The 19,679-nt window shown below is 42.3% G+C and carries 19 protein-coding genes and 1 riboswitch; of the genes, 13 read left to right on the top strand and 6 right to left on the bottom strand.

What is annotated here, in order from left to right; all coding sequences use genetic code 11:
- Position 1 precedes the first annotated feature (1 nt).
- Both narH and NYF15_RS17330 read right to left on the bottom strand, forming a co-directional pair.
- A complete protein-coding gene (narH, locus tag NYF15_RS17335; RefSeq protein ID WP_371354242.1) occupies positions 2-1,537 on the bottom strand; it encodes a nitrate reductase subunit beta in 1,536 nt (511 codons plus the stop codon).
- Between the two features lie 14 nt (positions 1,538-1,551).
- Entirely contained in the window at positions 1,552-5,277 is a 3,726-nt protein-coding gene (locus tag NYF15_RS17330; RefSeq protein WP_371354241.1) for a nitrate reductase subunit alpha, read from the bottom strand.
- Between the two features lie 210 nt (positions 5,278-5,487).
- Here NYF15_RS17330 and NYF15_RS17325 point away from each other — a divergent pair, with 210 nt between their 5' ends.
- From NYF15_RS17325 to NYF15_RS17280, 10 genes are all read left to right on the top strand, one after another.
- The gene (locus NYF15_RS17325; protein ID WP_371354240.1) at positions 5,488-7,368 is read left to right on the top strand and encodes an ATP-binding protein; all 1,881 of its coding nucleotides are present in this window, start codon (positions 5,488-5,490) and stop codon (positions 7,366-7,368) included.
- Positions 7,369-7,486: 118 nt separating this feature from the next.
- A riboswitch (molybdenum cofactor riboswitch) is annotated at positions 7,487-7,618 on the top strand.
- The gene (gene moaA / locus NYF15_RS17320; protein WP_371354239.1) at positions 7,606-8,577 is read left to right on the top strand and encodes a GTP 3',8-cyclase MoaA; all 972 of its coding nucleotides are present in this window, start codon (positions 7,606-7,608) and stop codon (positions 8,575-8,577) included. It overlaps the preceding riboswitch by 13 nt.
- A gap of 1 nt (position 8,578) precedes the next feature.
- Complete coding sequence (locus tag NYF15_RS17315; protein ID WP_371354238.1) at positions 8,579-9,151, top strand: molybdenum cofactor guanylyltransferase; 573 nt, start codon at positions 8,579-8,581, stop codon at positions 9,149-9,151.
- The gene (gene moaB / locus NYF15_RS17310; protein ID WP_371354237.1) at positions 9,139-9,690 is read left to right on the top strand and encodes a molybdenum cofactor biosynthesis protein B; all 552 of its coding nucleotides are present in this window, start codon (positions 9,139-9,141) and stop codon (positions 9,688-9,690) included. Before NYF15_RS17315 ends, moaB begins: the two co-directional genes overlap by 13 nt.
- The gene (moaC, locus tag NYF15_RS17305; RefSeq protein WP_371354236.1) at positions 9,690-10,160 is read left to right on the top strand and encodes a cyclic pyranopterin monophosphate synthase MoaC; all 471 of its coding nucleotides are present in this window, start codon (positions 9,690-9,692) and stop codon (positions 10,158-10,160) included. The genes moaB and moaC overlap by 1 nt, the downstream gene beginning before the upstream one ends.
- Before the next feature lie 15 nt (positions 10,161-10,175).
- Positions 10,176-10,421, top strand: a complete 246-nt coding sequence (moaD, locus tag NYF15_RS17300; protein ID WP_237119714.1) for a molybdopterin synthase sulfur carrier subunit — start codon at positions 10,176-10,178, stop codon at positions 10,419-10,421.
- A 2-nt stretch (positions 10,422-10,423) separates the two neighbouring features.
- The gene (locus NYF15_RS17295; protein WP_237119713.1) at positions 10,424-10,873 is read left to right on the top strand and encodes a molybdenum cofactor biosynthesis protein MoaE; all 450 of its coding nucleotides are present in this window, start codon (positions 10,424-10,426) and stop codon (positions 10,871-10,873) included.
- 10 nt (positions 10,874-10,883) lie between these two features.
- Positions 10,884-11,636: a molybdate ABC transporter substrate-binding protein gene (gene modA / locus NYF15_RS17290; protein WP_371354235.1), complete on the top strand. Its 753-nt coding sequence runs from the start codon at positions 10,884-10,886 to the stop codon at positions 11,634-11,636.
- Between the two features lie 4 nt (positions 11,637-11,640).
- Entirely contained in the window at positions 11,641-12,333 is a 693-nt protein-coding gene (gene modB / locus NYF15_RS17285) for a molybdate ABC transporter permease subunit (protein WP_371354234.1), read from the top strand.
- Between the two features lie 17 nt (positions 12,334-12,350).
- Positions 12,351-13,520 carry an ATP-binding cassette domain-containing protein gene (locus tag NYF15_RS17280; RefSeq protein ID WP_371354391.1) on the top strand — a complete coding sequence of 390 codons (1,170 nt, stop codon included), beginning with the start codon at positions 12,351-12,353 and terminating at the stop codon, positions 13,518-13,520.
- Here the strand turns inward: NYF15_RS17280 and NYF15_RS17275 are convergent.
- The 3 genes from NYF15_RS17275 to narL are packed head-to-tail and all read right to left on the bottom strand — an operon-like array spanning position 13,517 to position 15,711.
- A complete protein-coding gene (locus tag NYF15_RS17275; RefSeq protein WP_371354233.1) occupies positions 13,517-13,801 on the bottom strand; it encodes a hypothetical protein in 285 nt (94 codons plus the stop codon). The genes NYF15_RS17280 and NYF15_RS17275 overlap by 4 nt on opposite strands.
- A 15-nt stretch (positions 13,802-13,816) precedes the next feature.
- Positions 13,817-15,058, bottom strand: coding sequence for a gephyrin-like molybdotransferase Glp (gene glp, locus NYF15_RS17270; protein ID WP_371354232.1), 1,242 nt, complete (start codon positions 15,056-15,058; stop codon positions 13,817-13,819).
- A complete protein-coding gene (gene narL, locus NYF15_RS17265; protein WP_237119707.1) occupies positions 15,058-15,711 on the bottom strand; it encodes a two-component system response regulator NarL in 654 nt (217 codons plus the stop codon). Before narL ends, glp begins: the two co-directional genes overlap by 1 nt.
- Positions 15,712-15,984: 273 nt before the next feature.
- On the opposite strand from narL, the gene NYF15_RS17260 reads away from it, so the two are divergent.
- The gene (locus NYF15_RS17260) at positions 15,985-17,598 is read left to right on the top strand and encodes an antiporter (RefSeq protein ID WP_371354231.1); all 1,614 of its coding nucleotides are present in this window, start codon (positions 15,985-15,987) and stop codon (positions 17,596-17,598) included.
- Positions 17,599-17,669: 71 nt separating this feature from the next.
- Positions 17,670-18,041, top strand: a complete 372-nt coding sequence (locus NYF15_RS17255) for a hypothetical protein (RefSeq protein ID WP_062567411.1) — start codon at positions 17,670-17,672, stop codon at positions 18,039-18,041.
- A 39-nt stretch (positions 18,042-18,080) separates the two neighbouring features.
- Here the strand turns inward: NYF15_RS17255 and NYF15_RS17250 are convergent, their stop codons facing one another.
- Positions 18,081-18,599, bottom strand: coding sequence for an SCP2 domain-containing protein (locus NYF15_RS17250; protein WP_371354230.1), 519 nt, complete (start codon positions 18,597-18,599; stop codon positions 18,081-18,083).
- Between the two features lie 80 nt (positions 18,600-18,679).
- On the opposite strand from NYF15_RS17250, the gene NYF15_RS17245 reads away from it, so the two are divergent.
- On the top strand, positions 18,680-19,672 hold the full coding sequence (locus NYF15_RS17245; RefSeq protein WP_237119703.1) for a peptidase U32 family protein: 993 nt from the start codon (positions 18,680-18,682) through the stop codon (positions 19,670-19,672).
- The last annotated feature ends 7 nt before the right edge of the window (positions 19,673-19,679 follow it).

Here is a 19,679-nt window from a genome sequence, read left to right as displayed (position 1 = left end):
CTTACTCCTTGATCTCAACAGGGATGATCTGTTTCACAGTGGCTTTTTTCGCGCCAAATAAGTTCACCCCATTGTTACCATCGCTACAGCCATTACCAAAGCTAAAACCACAGCCATTTTTCATATCATAGGCATTCTCAGCATATGACTTATGACTGGTTGGTATCACAAAGCGGTCTTCGTAATTGGCAATCGCCATATAACGATACATTTGCTCAACTTGGTCAGCGCTTAGTCCAACTTGCTGAAGTACGTCGAGATCTTCAACACCATCGACTTGTTGTGAGCGTTTGAAAGCGCGCATTGCAATCATACGTTCAAGTGCTCGAACAACCGGTTTCTCATCACCTGCAGTTAGCAAGTTGGCGAGGTAGCGCATCGGGATACGTAATGATTTCAAGTCAGGAATAACGCCATTCATACCAACATGGCCGGCCTCTGTTGCTGATTGAATCGGTGACAATGGTGGGATATACCAAACCATTGGCAAGGTTCTGTATTCAGGGTGCAGAGGCAGCGCTACTTTCCAGTCCATTGCCATTTTATAGACAGGAGATTGACGTGCTGACTCTAACCAATTTTCAGGGATCCCTTCTTTGCGTGCTGCTTCAATGACCTCTGGATCGTTCGGATCTAAGAACATACTGAGCTGTGCAGGGTATAGGTCTTGCTCATTCGCTACACTGGCAACTTCTTCTATGCGGTCTGCATCGTAGAGTAGGACGCCTAAGTAACGAATTCGACCTACACAGGTTTCAGCACACACTGTCGGTTGACCCGCTTCGATTCGAGGAAAACAGAAAATACATTTTTCTGATTTACCCGATTTCCAGTTGTAGTAAATTTTCTTATACGGACAACCTGATACACACATCCGCCAGCCACGGCATTTGTCTTGGTCAATTAACACAATGCCATCTTCTTCGCGTTTATAAATTGCACCAGAAGGGCAGCTAGCAACACAGGCTGGATTGATGCAGTGCTCACACAGTCGTGGCAAATACATCATGAAGGTTTTTTCAAACTGCCCATAAATGTCTTTTTGTACTACGTCATCAAAGTTTTTATCTTTTTTACGCTCTGAGAACTCTGTACCGAGAATTTCTTCCCAGTTAGGTCCCCAATTGATTTTCTCCATACGCTGACCCGTAATTAACGAGCGAGGACGAGCAACCGGTTGGTGCTTGCTATCAGGTGCGTTATGCAGGTGTTGATAATCAAAATCAAACGGTTCGTAGTAATCATCAATTTCGGGCAAATCTGGATTAGCAAAAATATTGGCTAATAAACGACGCTTATTACCCTGTTTGGGCTCTAATACGCCTTTGCTATTGCGTTTCCAGCCACCATTCCATTTGCTTTGATTTTCCCACTCTTTTGGATAACCAATACCTGGTTTAGTCTCTACGTTGTTAAACCAAGCGTATTCAACTCCTTCTCGGCTAGTCCATACATTCTTACAAGTGATTGAACAGGTATGGCAACCGATGCATTTATCTAAATTTAGGACCATGCCAATTTGTGCACGTACTTTCATAATTTTATCCTCGGTTACTCATTATCTAGCCAATCAACCTTGTCCATTTTTCGGACAATTACAAACTCATCACGATTACAGCCCACAGTACCGTAGTAGTTAAAGCCGTAGGACTGCTGTGCATAACCCCCAATCATATGGGTTGGTTTCATAATGGCGCGGGTAACTGAGTTATGAATACCGCCTCGGGTTCCTGATACCTCAGAGCCTGGTGTGTTTACAATGCGCTCCTGTGCGTGGTACATCATGCTCATACCTTGTGGTACACGCTGTGATACGACGGCACGTGCGGCAATGGCACCATTAACATTGAAGATTTCGATCCAATCGTTATCTTTGATATCAGCCTCTTTTGCATCCGTTTCACTGATCCAAACAATTGGACCACCACGACTTAATGTCAGCATAAGTAGGTTGTCTGAATAGGTTGAATGAATGCCCCATTTTTGGTGTGGCGTAATCCAGTTTAAAACTAACTCTTTATTACCATTCGGTTTTTTATCCAATAATGGTTGAGTCGTTTTTAAGTTTACAGGCGGTTTGTACGACACCATAGTTTCACCGAAGTCACGCATCCACTGGTGATCTTGGTAAAATTGTTGACGGCCGGTAACGGTACGCCAAGGGATCAGTTCATGCACATTGGTATAGCCTGCGTTATATGACACATGCTCATCTTCAAGACCTGACCATGTTGGCGAACTAATGATCTTACGTGGCTGTGCTTGAATATCTCTAAAGCGAATTTTTTCCTCTTCTTTAGGGGTTGCTAAATGCGTGTGATCGCGACCCGTGAACTCTCCCAGTGCTTGCCATGCTTTAACAGCAACATGTCCATTGGTTTCAGGGGCAAGGCTCAAAATGACTTCAGCGGCATCAATTGCGGTGTCTATTTTTGGACGACCTTTGTGTGGGCCTTCGCCGGTGTGTGTGTAATTCAACTCACCTAAAAACTTTACTTCTTGGTCAGTGTTCCAATTAATGCCTTTACCACCATTACCGAGTTTTTCGAGCAATGGTCCAAGTGAGGTAAAGCGGTTGTAGGTATTTGGATAGTCACGCTCAACTTCAATCATATTGGGAGCGGTGACACCTGGGATCAGGTCGCATTCATTCTTCCACCACATGTTTATGCCATCGGGTTGAGCTAATTCGTTTGGCGTGTCGTGCATGAGTGGCAATGTCACTAAGTCTTTTTCAACACCCAAGTGACCTTCGCATAACGCTGAGAATTTTTTCGCAATACCTTTAAAAATATCCCAATCCGAACGTGATTCCCACACTGGATCAACCGCTTTTGAAAGTGGATGAATGAATGGGTGCATGTCGGATGTGTTCATATCATCTTTTTCATACCAAGTTGCGGTTGGTAACACGATATCGGAATACAAGCAGGTCGTTGACATACGAAAATCCAAGGTGACCCATAAATCAACTTTGCCCTCTGGTGCATCATCATGCCAGACAACGTCTTCAGGTTTTTTATCTCCGCTTTCGCCAAGATCTTTACCTTGCAAGCCATGTTTGGTACCAAGGAAATGGCGTAGCATATATTCATGGCCTTTACCTGATGAACCCAGTAAATTAGAGCGCCAAATAAACATGTTACGTGGGAAGTTTTTAGGGTTATCAGGGTCTTCACAGGCAAAGTCTAAATCGCCAGATTTAAGTTGCTGCACCGCATAATCTTTCGCTGACAATCCTGCTTTTTCTGCATCTTTACACAGTTGCAGTGGGTTCATGCCAAGTTGAGGGGCAGAAGGTAACCAGCCCATGCGTTCTGCACGTGTATTGTAATCAATGATTGAGCCAGTCCAATTCTCTTTATTTGCTAAAGGAGACAGTACTTCGGTCATTTCAAGTTTTTCGTAGCGCCATTGATCAGAATGGTTATAAAAGAAAGACGTACCGTTCATTTGGCGCGGTGGGCGTTGCCAATCTAAACCAAATGCAAGCGGTAACCAACCACATTGTGGACGTAACTTTTCTTGTCCAACATAGTGAGCCCAGCCACCACCAGATTGACCTACACAGCCACACATCATCAACATGTTGATTAAACCACGGTAGTTCATATCCATGTTGTACCAGTGGTTAAGCCCTGCACCGACAATGACCATACTACGGCCACGGGTTTTGTCTGCGTTATCAGCAAACTCACGAGCCACTTGAATGACATGATCAGCTTTTACACCTGTGATTTGTTCTTGCCACGCTGGGGTATAAGGCACATTGTCATAAAGCGATGTTGCAACTGCAGGGTCGTTCAAGCCATTATCTACACCGTAATGCGCAACCATTAAATCAAATACGGTGGCAACCAGTGCTTCGCTACCATCTTTGAGGGTAATTGTTTTAACAGGGACTTTACGAACTTGAATATCGTCATGTTCAGTATGTTGGAAGTATCCCAGTTCATGGGCTTGGCTACCGAAGTAAGGGAATAAGACTGATTCAACTTTATCTGAGTGATCTTTTAAGCTGAGCGCTAACTTAATATCGCTGCCATTTTTACCATCACGCTGTTCAATATTCCATTTGCCTTTTTCACCCCAGCGATAACCAATTGCACCGGTCGGTGAAACAAGTTCATTGCTGGTTTCATCAAGACCAATGGTTTTCCATTTCGGGTTGTTGTCTTGGCCTAAGTTATCAGCCAAGTCAGCAGCACGTAAGAATGCCCCTTGTGTGTAGCCTTTGTCGGTTTTATCCAACACGACAAGCATAGGCATATCGGTGTAGCGGCGAACGTAGTCGGTAAAATAACTACTTGGTTTATCAATATGGAATTCTTTTAGAATGACATGTCCAAACGCCATTGCCAGAGCGGCATCGGTCCCTTGTTTTGGCGACAACCATATATCTGATAATTTAGAGCACTCAGAGTAGTCAGAAGTAATAACAACCGTTTTGGTGCCTTTGTAGCGTACTTCTGTGAAAAAGTGAGCGTCAGGAGTACGTGTTTGTGGAACATTGGAGCCCCAAGCAATAATATAATTTGAGTTATACCAATCAGCTGATTCTGGAACGTCTGTTTGTTCCCCCCAGATTTGTGGCGATGCTGGTGGTAAATCACAATACCAGTCATAGAAGCTTAAGCAGTTACCACCAATCAATGATAAATAACGTGAACCTGCCGCGTAACTAACCATACTCATTGCCGGAATAGGTGAGAATCCCATGATACGGTCTGGACCGTAGGTTTTTGCGGTGTAAACATTAGACGCTGCGATGATCTCGTTTACTTCATCCCATTTAGCGCGGATCAAGCCCCCTAACCCGCGTTTTGATTTATAGCTCTTTGTTTTAGCAGGGTCGGTGACGATTGATTCCCATGCTTTAACAGGATCACTATGGACTTGCTTAGCTTCGCGCCATAGTTTCAATAACGCCTGACGAACCTTAGGGTATTTTAATCGGTTAGCACTGTATATATACCATGAATAGCTGGCACCGCGAGGACAGCCACGAGGTTCATGATTTGGTAAATCAGGACGAGTTCGAGGGTAGTCTGTTTGTTGAGTTTCCCAGGTAACGAGTCCGTCTTTTACATAAATTTTCCAACTGCATGAACCTGTACAGTTTACACCATGTGTAGAGCGTACAATTTTGTCATGCTGCCAGCGACGACGATAGCCGTCTTCCCAATCGCGATTTTCATCAGTTGTTACACCGTGACCACCCGCAAAGCTTTGCTTGTTAGTCTTGAAAAAGCGCATTTTATTCAACAAATGGCTCATTTACTTATTCTCCTATCCTGCTCAACTTTAGCGCTCAATCACTAGGCACCTTGAAGCGGCAGAAAGCTACATTGCAAATCAAATATAGTGTTTCAGCGCTACAGTAACTTGATGAGGATCAATATCACAATGGTGTTTAAGTTAATGAAAAAGAAGGAAATACCCACAATTAGGTAGTGTAATTTAACGTCTGTTTAGGTGAAAATACTGGTGTTGATAACATACAAGCGTTATGGTTTTGTAATTGATAAAAGGCAGGTAATCATTGTGGGTATTCGGCTAAATGAACTAAAAAATCGCTTTAATGGCTCTGTGATGGTGTACATCAAAGGGTCATTGGTTGGGATTATTAGTCTTGCTATTACGACCTTATTTGCATCGTATTGGATTACAGAATTAGCCGACTTAGATGCAAAAGCAATTAATTTAAGTGGCTCTTTACGAATGGAATCGTATCAGTTGGGTATGTTTGGTCTTGAGGGGAATAAGCAGGAAGTTGATAAACGTATTGCGATATTTGAAGAAAAACTCAGAGATCCCATTTTTCAAAAGCTGCAAAATGATGAACAGTTAAATAAATTGTGGTTGCAAACCATTGAACAGTGGCAAATATTTTTAAAACCCGCCTTAGTTAATTTACCTATCGAAAACAAAACACAGTTTAATTTATACGTTAAAGCGTTGGCTGAGAGCGCAGATGATTTTGTCTATGCAGTACAAATAGATGCTGAAAGCAAAATTAGATTACTGCGTACTATTCAAGTCGGCGCCTTGTTTATCACGTTACTGGTGGGTATGTTTACGTTGCATTTAATCAGTTTGAGGGTTGAAAAGCCCTTGGCTGAGCTGACTCATGCAGCTTATGCTATCGGCAAAGGTAACTTCACTCATCATGTCGACTTACAAGGGGATGATGAACTTGCCTTAATGGGAGCGACCTTAAACCATACGTGTGAGGCAATAGCATCGATGTATGGACAACTTGAATTACGCGTAAAGCAGCAAACTGAAAAGTTAGAACTTAATAATCAAACACTCGCCTTTTTATTTAAGACAGCACGCGTTCTTTTGGAGACAAGAGAAAAAAAGCATGATTTACAACAAACCTTTGATGAGCTTGCACAGCTAATAGGTGTACCAGACATTGAACTTTGTTTGATGACCGCAAGCGGTGATAGACCTTATATGCAAATAAAACCCAGCCAAGATCAAGTCGGTTTATGTGCTGCGAAAAATTGTGAAAGGTGTGAAGGTAGTGCGGCTTTTGTGTCGGTGGATGAACCAAGGGTTACACGCTTTCCATTAGTTTATGGAAGTGAGCATTATGGTGTTGTTGTCGTTCGAGGCGGGAGTGATTTTAATGAACAGTCTTGGCAGCTTCAGCTTGTCCAATCCGTAACCGATCAGGTGGCATTATCGCTTAACTTAGATGACCAGCAAAATAAAGACCGCCGAATAACGTTATTGCATGAGCGTACTGTGATTGCTAGAGAGTTACATGATTCATTAGCACAAGCACTTTCTTATTTAAAAATACAAGTTACCAGATTATCTAAAGCTCAAGAGAAGCAGCAATATGAACTACAGCAGCCGATTATTGACGAACTTAAAATGGGGTTAGAGTCAGCCTATCGACAACTGCGAGAGCTACTGACCACGTTTCGTTTAAAAATGGTAGAAGATGGGCTAGAAGCGTCTCTTAAAAAAACCATGGAGCAGCTAGCAGAGCAGAGTACTATTTCGTTTCATTTAGAGTTTGCAGTAAAACAAGTGCCTTTATCACCCATGGAGGAGATTCACCTATTACAGATCACACGTGAAGCAAGCCAAAACACCGTTCATCATTCGCATGCGCAAAACGTGTGGATTAGTCTGCAGCAATTAACCGACGGTCAAATTGAGTTATCAGTGTCTGATGATGGAGTAGGGATTAACCAAAGTTCTGAAAAGCTTAATCACTATGGGATGGCAATTATGCAAGAGCGTGCTAAGCAGTTAAATGGTGAGTTAACCGTACAACCAAGAGAAAAAGGTGGCACACACGTTAAACTTACTTTTCACCCTGAAGGAGGCGAAGACACATATCAATAATTAGAAAGGCCCAAGAATAAGGTTAATTAATCGCTTCTTTACAGTTGATATTTACTTATTTGTGGGTAGCTTGCCTGCCTACTCTTTTGTATGGTGATACATATGCAAACTCTCTAAGCTGTATCCAAGATGCTGAAGTACATCGACCTAAACTAGTTTTTAGCATGGTTAATGTACCGTGGGTGACCACCGGGTAAATAAAGAAATTTGTTTGCCTCCCGACTTGGAAAGGCTGTGATGTTGCAAGATAATTTTGATAGAAAATATAATTACTTACGCTTGTCAGTAACGGAAGTCTGTAATTTTAAATGTAATTACTGCTTACCGGATGGCTACGTGTGTGATGCTCGTCCGAAATCCCTCGGTGTTGATAAAATTAGCACCTTGGTAAATGCCTTTGCGATGGCGGGTACTAAAAAAATACGCCTAACTGGCGGTGAGCCTACTTTGCGCAAAGATCTTGCTGATATCGTAGCAGCATGCCGTGAAACTCAAGGTATTGATACCGTTGCAATGACCACTAATGGCTATCGCTTACTTGAAAAACTCCCTCGTTTAGTGGCCAGTGGTTTAACAAACCTAAATCTGAGCGCCGATAGCTTGAATCCTTATACATTTTCGCAAATCACCGGCAGTGACTCATTACATGAAGTGCTAGCTTGTGTTGATAAAGCCTTAGAGCTGGGTGTTAAAAAAGTTAAATTAAACGCGGTCTTACTCAAGCAATACAATGCCAACCAATTACAGCAATTTCTTGATTATATTAAAGATAAGCCTGTCACATTTCGTTTCATTGAACTGATGCAAACCGGTGATAATCAGGCTTATTTCAATGCCCAACACGTAAAAGGTCTGCAACTTAAACAGCAGCTTTTACAGTCGGGTTGGCGAGCAGCCCCCAAAGCGGTGGATGCGGGCCCAGCTGAAGAGTTTTTTCACCCTCACTATGCGGGTCAAATTGGCTTGATCATGCCTTACAGCAAGGCGTTTTGTGTAAGCTGCAACCGCCTACGTGTTTCTGCAGAAGGCAAATTGCATTTGTGCTTATTTGGTGAAGCAAATGATGATTTAACGCCTTGGTTAGATAATCAGGATGTTCAAGGCTTAGCAACTCACCTTTTAAGTAGTGTTCAACATAAATGGCAAGGCCATCAATTACAAATGGGACGAACAGGGCTGACCAAACAACTGGCTATGTTAGGGGGTTAGTATGTTAGTGGGTATTGTTCTGGCTGGGGGCCTTTCTAGTCGCATGGGGCAAGATAAGGCGCTGCTTGAAATTAATGGTCAAACGCAATTAATACGTGCGACTAATTGCCTTAAAGACGCGGGCTGCGATGAGATCATTGTAAGTCGAAATAGCACTGGTTTTATCGTTGATAAATTTATACAGCAAGGACCTGTTGCCGGTATTCATGCCTGTTTGAATCATGCCGATTATGATGATGCGCTTGTTATTCCTATCGATATGCCGCTGCTATCTGAAACAAGTTTACGCGCCCTTATCAATCAAGGGCGCAGACGAGATTGTGCCTGTTACTTTGCACACAGTGTATTGCCTTGTTACCTCAATCGGCTTGAACGCGTGAGTTTAATTGCCCAGCAACGTTTAGAGCATGGGCAGCGCTCTGTCAGGGGGTTACTTGAAGAGCTTGGAGCGGCCGTTATTGAATTGTTTGAGTCAAATGGCGAGAGTCGTGAACTATATAACGTTAATACACCACAACAATGGGCGCATGCTTGTTGTTTGATTGATCAAAAGGATTACGCATGGCGCGAGTAAAAAGCAGCCGCTTTGTAGCATTAAACATAGCGATTTTAACAGTGAGTAATAGTCGAGGCCCTGAACAAGACACTGCGGGTGATTTGTTGCAGCAAAAAGTCATAGACAGTGGTCACCATGTACTTAATCGGCAATTGCATAAAGCCAATATTTATAAAGTGCGCGCAGAAGTCGCTGCTTGGATAGCCAGTGACAATATTGATGTAGTACTGATTTCTGGGGGCACAGGCCTTACACCTGACGATATTACGCCATCGGCAATTGGTGTGTTATTTGACGTGCCCGTGACTGGTTTTGGTGAGCTGTTCAGGCATTTGTCATATTCACAAATAGGCACGTCATCACTGCAATCAAGAGCTTTAGCGGGACTTGCCAATAGAACCTTAGTTGTAGCTATGCCAGGCAGCCCAAATGCGTGCGCGACTGCTTGGGATGAGATTTTATGCCAGCAACTCGATTCGCGCTGTGGACCGTGCAATTTTGTAGCCCAGCTTAAATTACATCATGTTGAACAGTGTCACTCTCGGGAGATGAATTAATGCAGTTAACGCACATAGATAAAAGCGGCCAAGCAAGCATGGTTGATGTTGCAGATAAATCAGCAACGGTACGAGAAGCGCGTGCTTGCGCAACCGTTGTAATGCAACCAGAAACGTTGGCTCTTATTGAGCAAAATCAATTAAACAAAGGGGATGTATTGGCTGTGTCGCGTATTGCAGGTATTCAGGCTGCCAAAAAAACAGCTGATTTGATCCCCCTTTGTCATCCGTTGGCATTAAGTAAGGTGGCGGTCGAATTTTCTATTAACAGCCAAGACAGTGCCGTTGATATCCAAAGTTATTGTAAGTTAGTTGGGCAAACAGGAGTTGAAATGGAAGCGTTGGCTGCAGTATCAATTGCAGCACTTACGATAATTGATATGTGTAAAGCGGTTGATCAAGGCATGACAGTGCAGGACATGCGTGTCACTTATAAAAGTGGTGGCAGACGCGGCACCTATACCGCTTAATTGAGGGGAGCATATATGAATAAGGTACTTTTTTTTGCACAGTTACGTGAACGTTTAGGTTGTGACACGGTACAACTTAATGCACAAGGTATGTCGGTTAGGGAGTTACGTCAAGTATTAGCTAAACGAGATGAACGTTGGCGCACCTGGTTACTCGATAAAGATGTGTTAGTAGCGGTAAATCAAACCTTAGTTGATGATAATGCAGCGCTCAGCACTGGTGATGAGGTTGCTATGTTTCCGCCCGTTACTGGAGGTTAGTGATGATCCGTGTACAAGAGCATGATTTCGATATGAATGAAGAGTATCAATCTATGTTGGCTGACGACTCGGCATCGGGCGCGGTAGTCATGTTTGTGGGCCGTGTTCGTGACATTAATCAAGGCCACCAAGTTGATAGTTTATATCTAGAGCATTACCCAGCGATGACAGAGAAATACCTCACCCAGTTAGAGCAGCAAGCATTGTCATTATGGCCCTTGGAAAAAGTTACCCTAATTCACCGCGTTGGCAAATTAAGCTTAACAGACCAAATTGTGTTGGTGGCAGTGTCGAGTGTCCATCGCGAAGCAGCATTTGAAGCAGCACAGTATTTAATTGATTTACTTAAAGCCCGTGCGCCATTTTGGAAAAAAGAGCACGTTGCAGGAGAGCAGACACGTTGGGTGAGTGCTAATCATAAAGATCAAATAGCCGCAGCCCAGTGGCTATAGGGTTGAAACGATGCAGAGGCTAACAAATAAACTAATCATATACACGATAGTGACTGTGCTGATTTTATTGTGTTGTGTATTGCCAGCAAGCGCCAATGATAAAGACACATCCTCTTCGCTAACGATCGCTTGCTCGGCTAACTTTGTCGCTGTTATGGATAAGTTGCTGCCAGTATTCAAAGCACAGGTTAAAACTGATTTACGGGTTAAAGTTGTGACAGGCTCGTCAGGTACACTCGCGACACAGCTTCGTTATGGAGCGCCTTATGACGTATTCTTTTCAGCAGATGCACGATTACCTACACAACTAAAAACCGATGGTTTTGGCATTGAAAACACGGTGTATGCGCTTGGCGAATTGGTGTTTTATTCGTCCGAGGGCTATGACAGTTTGGAAGGCGTTATGACACGTTTGCCCCATATCACTTTGGCTATTGCGAATCCTCGTTATGCACCTTATGGACAGGCTGCGGTTGAGGTATTGGCTCATTTAAAAATCAAGCCGAAAAAAATAGTCACAGGAGGGTCCATTTTGCATACTTTTCAATATGTTGAAAGTAAAAATGCACAGTTGGGCTTAATTGCAAAAAGTCTACTGCAACAGCCACATAATGGCACAGCCATCGCTATCCCCAGTGAGTGGTACCAGCCAATTGAGCAGCATGCTTTATTGGTGAATGACTCAGTATTTGCGCGTCAGTTTTATCATTTTGTTCAAACTGAAAAGGCACAACAGTTAATAAAATCAATGGGCTATAGGTAATGCTATGAACGAGGGGGACCTGCAAGCCATCTTTATTACGTTAAAACTCGCCGTGCTAACTACGCTGGCGTTGTTAGTTATAACGATTCCCTGCGCATATTGGCTTGCGCGAAGTAAACGAGCCATAAAACCTTTTCTCGAAACCTTAATTACCTTGCCTTTAGTTTTGCCTCCTACGGTACTTGGGTATTACTTTTTGGTGCTATTTTCGCCGCAGCAAGGTATTGGCTTATGGCTGCAACAGACACTGGGGGTGCAGTTGGTTTTTAGCTTTTCGGGAATTTTAGTGGCGTCGATGATCTATAGTTTACCCTTTACTTTTCGACCTCTACAAAGTGCCTTTGAGCAACTGCCAGATGACTTATACAGCAGTGCAGCTTTGCTAGGTTTTAAGCCTTGGAGGCAGTTTTTATGGCTCGTTTTACCTATGATTAAACCTGCTATTTATACTGCTGCAACGCTAAGTTTTGCCCATACAGTGGGTGAGTTTGGTGTTATTTTAATGATTGGTGGCAATATTCCAGGAGAAACTCAAGTTGTGTCACTGGCGTTATTTGATCATGTTGAGAGTTTTAATCTTCAGGCTGCAAATACGCTTGCAGGGCTGATGTTGGTATTCTCATTTGCCGTTGTGTTTACATGTCAATGGTGGCAAAGGCAAACGCAGCGTGTAAGTACACCAACTCGCTTGTTTTAAACAAGGTTAGACAGGTGATGGCATTAAATAGCGACTGCATTGGTATTTCAGACCTACAGAGTGTGTCTAAGTCTGTGATTGCGCATATTGAACTAAATTGTACGAAGCCTGTTTCTCAGCAACTTGATTGTCAGCTTAAGACCTTGCAAATAACGGTGTTGTTAGCCCCAAGTGGCGCAGGCAAAAGCAGTTTGTTTAATGCAATTGCGGGTGTTGCTCCAGCTTCAGGCGGGTTAAAAGTAACAGGGCAACAGCAGTTAGGTATGCCAGCACATAAGCGCCGAATCGCCTACGTAACACAGTCTCCTTTGTTATTTGACCACCTAACCATTGCCGCTTTATTAAAGTTGGTTGCCAAGCAACAAGCACAGCCATTTGATATAAGTTGGGCAATAGACCCCTTAGGGCTGACCGACAAACTATCGTGTCGAGCTCATCAATTAAGTGGCGGGCAGCGACAACGAGTAGCGCTTTTACTCGCGATGATCAAAGGAGCGCCTTTATTATTATTAGATGAAGCGCTTACAGGGCTGGATCAATTTAATAAGCAAGCTTGTATAGGGGTTATAAAAGACTACCTTTGTAAAGTACAAGGTGCTGCTTTGTTAGCATGCCACCAGCTTGATGATGTATTAGCATTGGCTGATAGTTGCTTATTGCAGCATACGAGAAACGATAGTACACATTGGCAAATGCTCCCCGTGGATGAAGGTATTGAGCGCTATCAGCAGCAGTTACTAAAGGGTCAATCGAGTGAAAACATTCAGGGGAGTCAATTTACTTCTCTGTTTTACGGACAGGTTCATGCTCACTTTCCTGCACTGGGCTTAACAGAGTATCACGTTGGCGGACAGCGCTGTTTTGCTGCGCATAATTCAGATCATCAAATAGGGCGTGTGCAGCCATTAATACTGAAAGCGAACCGCCTGGGTTTATCAAAAACAGCACTACCAGAGAGTAGTTTTGTGAACCAATTAAAAGTGCAGATCACTGCGTTTAACCCTGTTAATATGGGGCAAGAGCAAGGTATGTTGGTGAAAGTAAGGCTCGTGAATAGCGAACAAGAAGGTATGTATAAACTCGCATCATTGCATGTGTGGATCACGCGCTTATCATTTAATCAACTACAGCCCAAGCCAAATGAAACGTGGTTTTTAATTGGTAAAGCAGACGCATTACACAGTTAATTATCAACTAAGTTATTTCGTACTAAACCGCGTTTTACATTTTTGCAGAGCTTCGCGAATCGAGAAATATCGTCAAAATTAGGAATTGTGCCTATTTGCAGCTGATGTTCCCAGTAGCATAGTTCGGTATCAACTAATTCCATTAGTTTTTTAGGGCAGCCGATACACGAGTTATCGGTGCCACAAAAAAAGGTATCTGGTTCGTATAAGGGAAGCTCAACTTTTACCTGTTCAATTAATTGCTGCATTGCACTAACGCGATCAGGTTTACGTGTTTGCATAGTAAGGCTTTGTTTCTAATTTAATACAGAATCAAACGGAATAAAAGGCACTAAATCACCCCTTTGCCACTGCGTTTTTTCAGCATCAAGCAAAAGGTAACCTTGGCTTTTTGCAAAAGTACTGAGTATGCCAGAACCTTGTCCTTTTAAAGGTTCAACATAGGTTCCTGTGTTATTGACAATTAGTGTGGCTCGAATAAATTCATCGCGACCTTGTTTTTTACTGATGCCACACGCTAAAGGCAATTGCATAGGGGGTTGTGTACATACTGTTTCACCAGCCATTTTACGAAGTGCAGGAATAGCGAGTTGGTGCAATGTCACAACACTTGAAACAGGGTTGCCGGGTAATCCCATAAAACGCTTGTTGTGGCCGTCTTGTGTTAAATACTTAAAATGACCATATGCGAAGGGTTTACCTGGCTTTATTGCGACTTTCCAAAACTGCATTTGGCCAAGTTCTGTGAGTACTGTTTTTGTGTGATCAGCATCACCGACCGAAACGCCCCCAGAGGTAATAATGACATCGGTATTTGAAAGTGCCTCCTCGAAAGCCGATTTTAGCGCGTCAGGATCGTCAGCAATAATGCCAAAATCCTGCACCGTAAAGCCTAAATTATTTAAAATAGCCTGAATCGTGTAACGATTAGTATCGTAAATTCCCCCTTGTGGAAGTGGTGTGCCAGGCTCAAAAAGTTCATCTCCCGTAGAAATAACCCCCACTTTAAGCGGTTTATAAACGCTAACAGAGGCAATGCCTAGCGAGGCAAGCATACCGATATCGGTGGCTGTTAAACGTTGTCCTGACGTAAATAGTTGGCTGCCGATACTGATATCTTCACCTTGTTTACGTACATTTTGTGTAAAGATAGGCGTTGTATTTAACGTGATAGTTTGATCAGAAGATACCGTGACGTGCTCTTGCATTATCACCGTATCAAAGCCTGCAGGAATGTGCGCACCGGTCATTATGCGTATGCAACAACCGGAGTGCCATTCGCCGTTGAATGGGTGCCCAGCATAGGCAGTGCCAATAATAGTTAAATGTGTGTGTTCATTTAAATCACTAAAACGAAATGCAAAACCATCCATAGCAGAGTTATTTGCATTAGGTACGTTAACGCCGGCGATAATTGGTTTGGCAAGAATGCGACGGTGCGCAGAAGATAGGGGTAATGTTTCAGTTCCAACCAATAAAGGACTATCTGATAAGAGTGCATCGCTTGCTTGCTGAAAAGAAAAGACGGCATTCATCATTACGATCCTTTTTGTTGGTTGATCATCCAAACCGCGGCTTCAACACGAGAGCGTAAGCTTAATTTTTTTAGTAAATGTTTAACATGAACTTTCACAGTACCATCAGAGATATCTAACTCACGGGCGATCAGTTTATTTGATAACCCTTTGGCAATTAACTTTAAAATTTCAAATTCACGGCTGGTTAACGAGTTTAGAATATTCGCTTTTTGTGATACATCAGGTTTACGAATAGCTTGTGCTAAAACACCTGTGAGCTTTTCGCTTAATACCATTTTACCTATGGCTGCTTGTTTTATTTTTTCAAGAATATCTTCAGGATCCATATCCTTGAGCAGGTACCCATCAGCGCCATAGCTAATTGCGGTGAGCACGTCTTCGTCGTTGTCAGATACTGTTAGCATAATAATACGAGAAGTGATGTCATTTGCTCTCATCGCTTTGAGGGTTTCAAGACCATCCATACCTTGCATATTGAGATCGAGAATAATTAAATCGGGATCATGTTCAATCGCTAAGCGAAGTCCTTCTTTACCACTTGCGGCTTCACCTATCACGCTAAGTTCATCTTCTAAATCAATTAGCTGCTTTAAGCCTTTGCGTAATAACGGATGATCATCCACTAATAATATTGAGTTGGTTAATGCATTCATACTCTGACTCTTTTACTGAAGCCTATCGGCTGACGGGATAATTTATATTAGCGTGGATCAATTTTTGATTCATCTAAAAGGCAGTGTGTTACTCCCAATAACCTATAAGTTAAGATGATTTGTCTAGTATAAACAATATGTTATTTACCTAGCTACCTATAAGTGGGTAGTTACTTTTTATTTTTAACGAGTTTTGGCTTACCCATCAATGTGAATTGTTGAGTTTAGTTTATGTGCGCATAGTGAATGTAATTCGATTGAGAGGAGCAGCACATGGCTGAACTACACAAATGGGAACCGGAAAATGAAGCTTTCTGGAATTCCCAAGGTAAAAAAATAGCACAACGGAACTTATGGATTTCAATCCCAAGTTTACTTTGTGGCTTCGCTGTTTGGCTCTACTGGGGAATTTTAACCGTGCAGATGATGAATGCGGGGTTTAACTTTAGCGCAGAAGAGCTATTCACATTAACAGCGATAGCGGGCTTGTCGGGAGCTACTTTACGTATCCCTAGTAGTTTCTTTATTCGATTTTGTGGTGGACGAAATACAATATTCTTCACTACTTCGTTGCTGATTATCCCAGCGATTTTTACAGGCCTTGCTTTACAAGACCCAACGACCCCGCTTTGGCAGTATCAGTTACTGGCGCTTCTTTCAGGTTTTGGTGGAGGAAACTTTGCTTCTTCCATGTCGAATATCAGCTTCTTTTTTCCTAAAAAACAACAGGGCTTAGCATTAGGTCTAAATGCAGGGTTAGGGAACTTTGGTGTAACTACCATGCAGATTTTAATTCCTCTTTTTATGACATATGGGGTCTTTGGCGCATTAGGTGGCGATCCTGTCACCTTGGTCAGTACATCGGGTAGCTTGATTGGTAAAATTCCAGCTGGTTCTGAGACATGGCCGCAAAATGGTGGCTTTTTATGGTTATTACTCTTGGTGCCATTATTTTTTGCAACTTGGTTTGGTATGAATAACATCCGCACACCAGAGGTTTCACCTAATGTAGGTAGCCCATTGAGTGCATTTATGATGATTTCAATCATGTTAATGATTGGTCTTGCTACTGCCGCTGCAGGGTTGTGGTTAATGTTGCCAGAGTCAGCAAATGGCTCAGGGTTTGGTGTGCCTAAAGAACTCGTGCTGGTGTTAGTTGTTGCCATCACTGTCTTTTTATTAAAAATGTTGCCAGGTGCAATTGGTGAAAGTCTGACTAAGCAGTATCAAATCTTCAATAATAAACACACTTGGGTGATGAGTACTATTTATACTATGACATTTGGGTCATTCATTGGTTTTGCTGCAGCATTTCCTTTGGCTATTAAGGTTATATTTGGTTTTCAACATATTATGGTTGATGGGGTGATGACGCATAACACGCTTAATCCAAACGGCCCAAGCGCACTTATGTATGCATGGATGGCACCCTTTATCGGCGCCTTAATCCGTCCTTTAGGTGGTTGGATAGCAGATAAATGGGGTGGAGCGCTTGTAACGCAAATATGCTCAGTTGTAATGGTTGGTTCTTCATTAGGGGCAGCATATTATATGAAAACAGCTTATCAGTCTGCGACACCTGAAGAGTTCTTTATGCCGTTCTTTGTACTGTTTTTATTACTTTTTGCAGCAACCGGTATTGGTAATGGCTCAACCTTTAGAACCATTGCTATGGTTTTTCCAAAGGAACAAGCAGGGCCTGTATTAGGTTGGACATCAGCTGTAGCAGCTTATGGGGCATTTTATATTCCTATGGTTTTTGGTCAGCAAATTAAGGCTACAACACCTGAAGTGGCACTTATCGGCTTTGCTGTTTTTTATGCACTATGTTTGATCATTAACTGGTGGTTTTATTTAAGAAAAGACGGCGAGTTTTACAATCCGTAACGATCTCCACTTGTCTAGAGCCATTAACTTCGGTTTTTGGCTCTTTTTTATTTTTACAGGAAAGAACAGATATGAGTAAGTTTCAAGAATTATTGTCTATGGCTCGTTACCAAGCGGAACCCGTTAAGCTATTACTATTATTTACCAAGGCGAATATTGAAAGTTCGAAGAATGAAGTTAACAAGGGCATTATTGAGCCTGTTATGTGTGTCGATAAATTACCCGCTGAATTAAACGACTATTCAACCTTATGCCTAGAAGCCGATAGTATTAACCATCAATGGGATTTATTATTTGTGACAAGTATCAGTGCGGATGTTGATAAAAGCGTGATTGAAAGCAGTATGAAGTCAATGATAAATGATGTTCAAAGTGGCAAAAACACGGCAATGTATATCGTCCTAGATAGAGAAGATAACCTAGTTGAAATGGTCGGCAGTTAAAAGGTTTCAATGTGTAGGGGCAGCAATTTGCTGCCTTTTTTATGGAAGCGTTTCGATATAGTGTGTTAGTTCGTTAAAAAGCCAAGTTGGTAAACTATTATGTGGCTCTTGAGTATCTAGCCAGTTTTTAACGGTAAGGCACAATTCAGTATCGCCTTGAATGGTTAACTTACGAGAAAAGAACAGTGTATCGGGATCATGCTTACCACTTATTAAGCATAAAAATGTGTCGCTACTACCAGTTAGTTTTCCATCGTACTTTATGCTTTTTACTGGGAGTTGATCCTGCTTTATCGTGTACACTTGCAATTTTTTGCTCGTCGGCTCTAAAGAAATCAATAAGGTTAATGGGAGGTTACTTACCTCTATGCATAACTGTTTATCCGCTAAAAAGTCCAATTCTCCTTCTGCAGTGTGTGCTTCAAACACCTTATTTAAATGCTGAGTTACTAACCAATTTATACTTGTAGTTGGTGCTATATGAGTAACACGTGTTAGCCATTTGGGGGTAAAAAACAGCTGCGCTTTATGCTTCAAAATATCATGTAGACTAATCATATTAGTAGATTACCTTGTAAGGTTGGTTCACTTACCATTATTGATAATTTATTCACTAGTTTAAATAATCAGGAGTGGGTATGGAGCTGCTTTGCCCCGCAGGTAATTTACACTCATTAAAAAAAGCCATTAATAGTGGTGCTGATGCTGTTTATATTGGCTTAAATGATGATACAAATGCACGTCATTTTGCTGGCCTTAATTTTAATGAGCAGCAACTCAGGACTGCCGCTGAATATTGTCATCAACATCACAAAAAATTACACGTCGCAATTAATACCTTTGCCCATCCAAATCAATTTAATCGTTGGCAATATGCTATAGAGCAGGCTGTTTCTGTTGGCGTTGATGCCTTAATCGTTGCTGATATTGCTGCGCTTGATTTCATTGCGAATTACCATCCTAAGCAAGAGGTTCATGTTAGTGTTCAAGCGTCTGTAACAAATGCACTAGCGATTGATTTTTATAAACAGTTTGGTGTTAAGCGTGTTGTTTTACCTCGAGTATTGAGTATTCAGCAAGTAAGGCAGCTTGCGACAACCACGGATATTGAGCTTGAGTTATTTGCGTTTGGTAGTTTATGTATTATGGCTGAAGGGCGCTGTTATTTATCATCTTATTTAACAGGAGAGTCACCTAATACGACGGGGGCTTGTTCACCCGCTAAGTTTGTGCGTTGGCAGCAAGAAGGTGAGCGAATGCAGTCTCGCTTAAATGGGGTGCTAATCGATCAATTTTCTGAGCACGAACAAGCAGGCTATCCAACTTTATGCAAAGGACGCTTTGTTGTGAATAACGAGATGTACCATGCGTTGGAAGAGCCGACTAGTTTAAATACGTTGTCGTTATTACCAGAGCTGTTAGCGATGAACATTGCGTCAGTAAAAATAGAAGGAAGACAGCGTAGCCCTGCCTATGTAGAACAAGTTACTCAAGTATGGCGAGCGGCGATTGATCAAGCAAAAAAAGACAGTCAGCTTTTTTCTATTGAGCCGCAATGGCAGGCAACATTAGGTCATTTATCTGAGGGGCAACAAACAACATTAGGTGCTTACCACCGTAAGTGGAAGTAGAGGTCGC

The sequence above is a fragment of the Pseudoalteromonas sp. 68 DY56-GL68 genome, assembly GCF_041414825.1.
Classification (GTDB): Bacteria; Pseudomonadota; Gammaproteobacteria; order Enterobacterales; family Alteromonadaceae; genus Pseudoalteromonas.
This window is presented reverse-complemented; position numbering and strand designations above follow the sequence as displayed.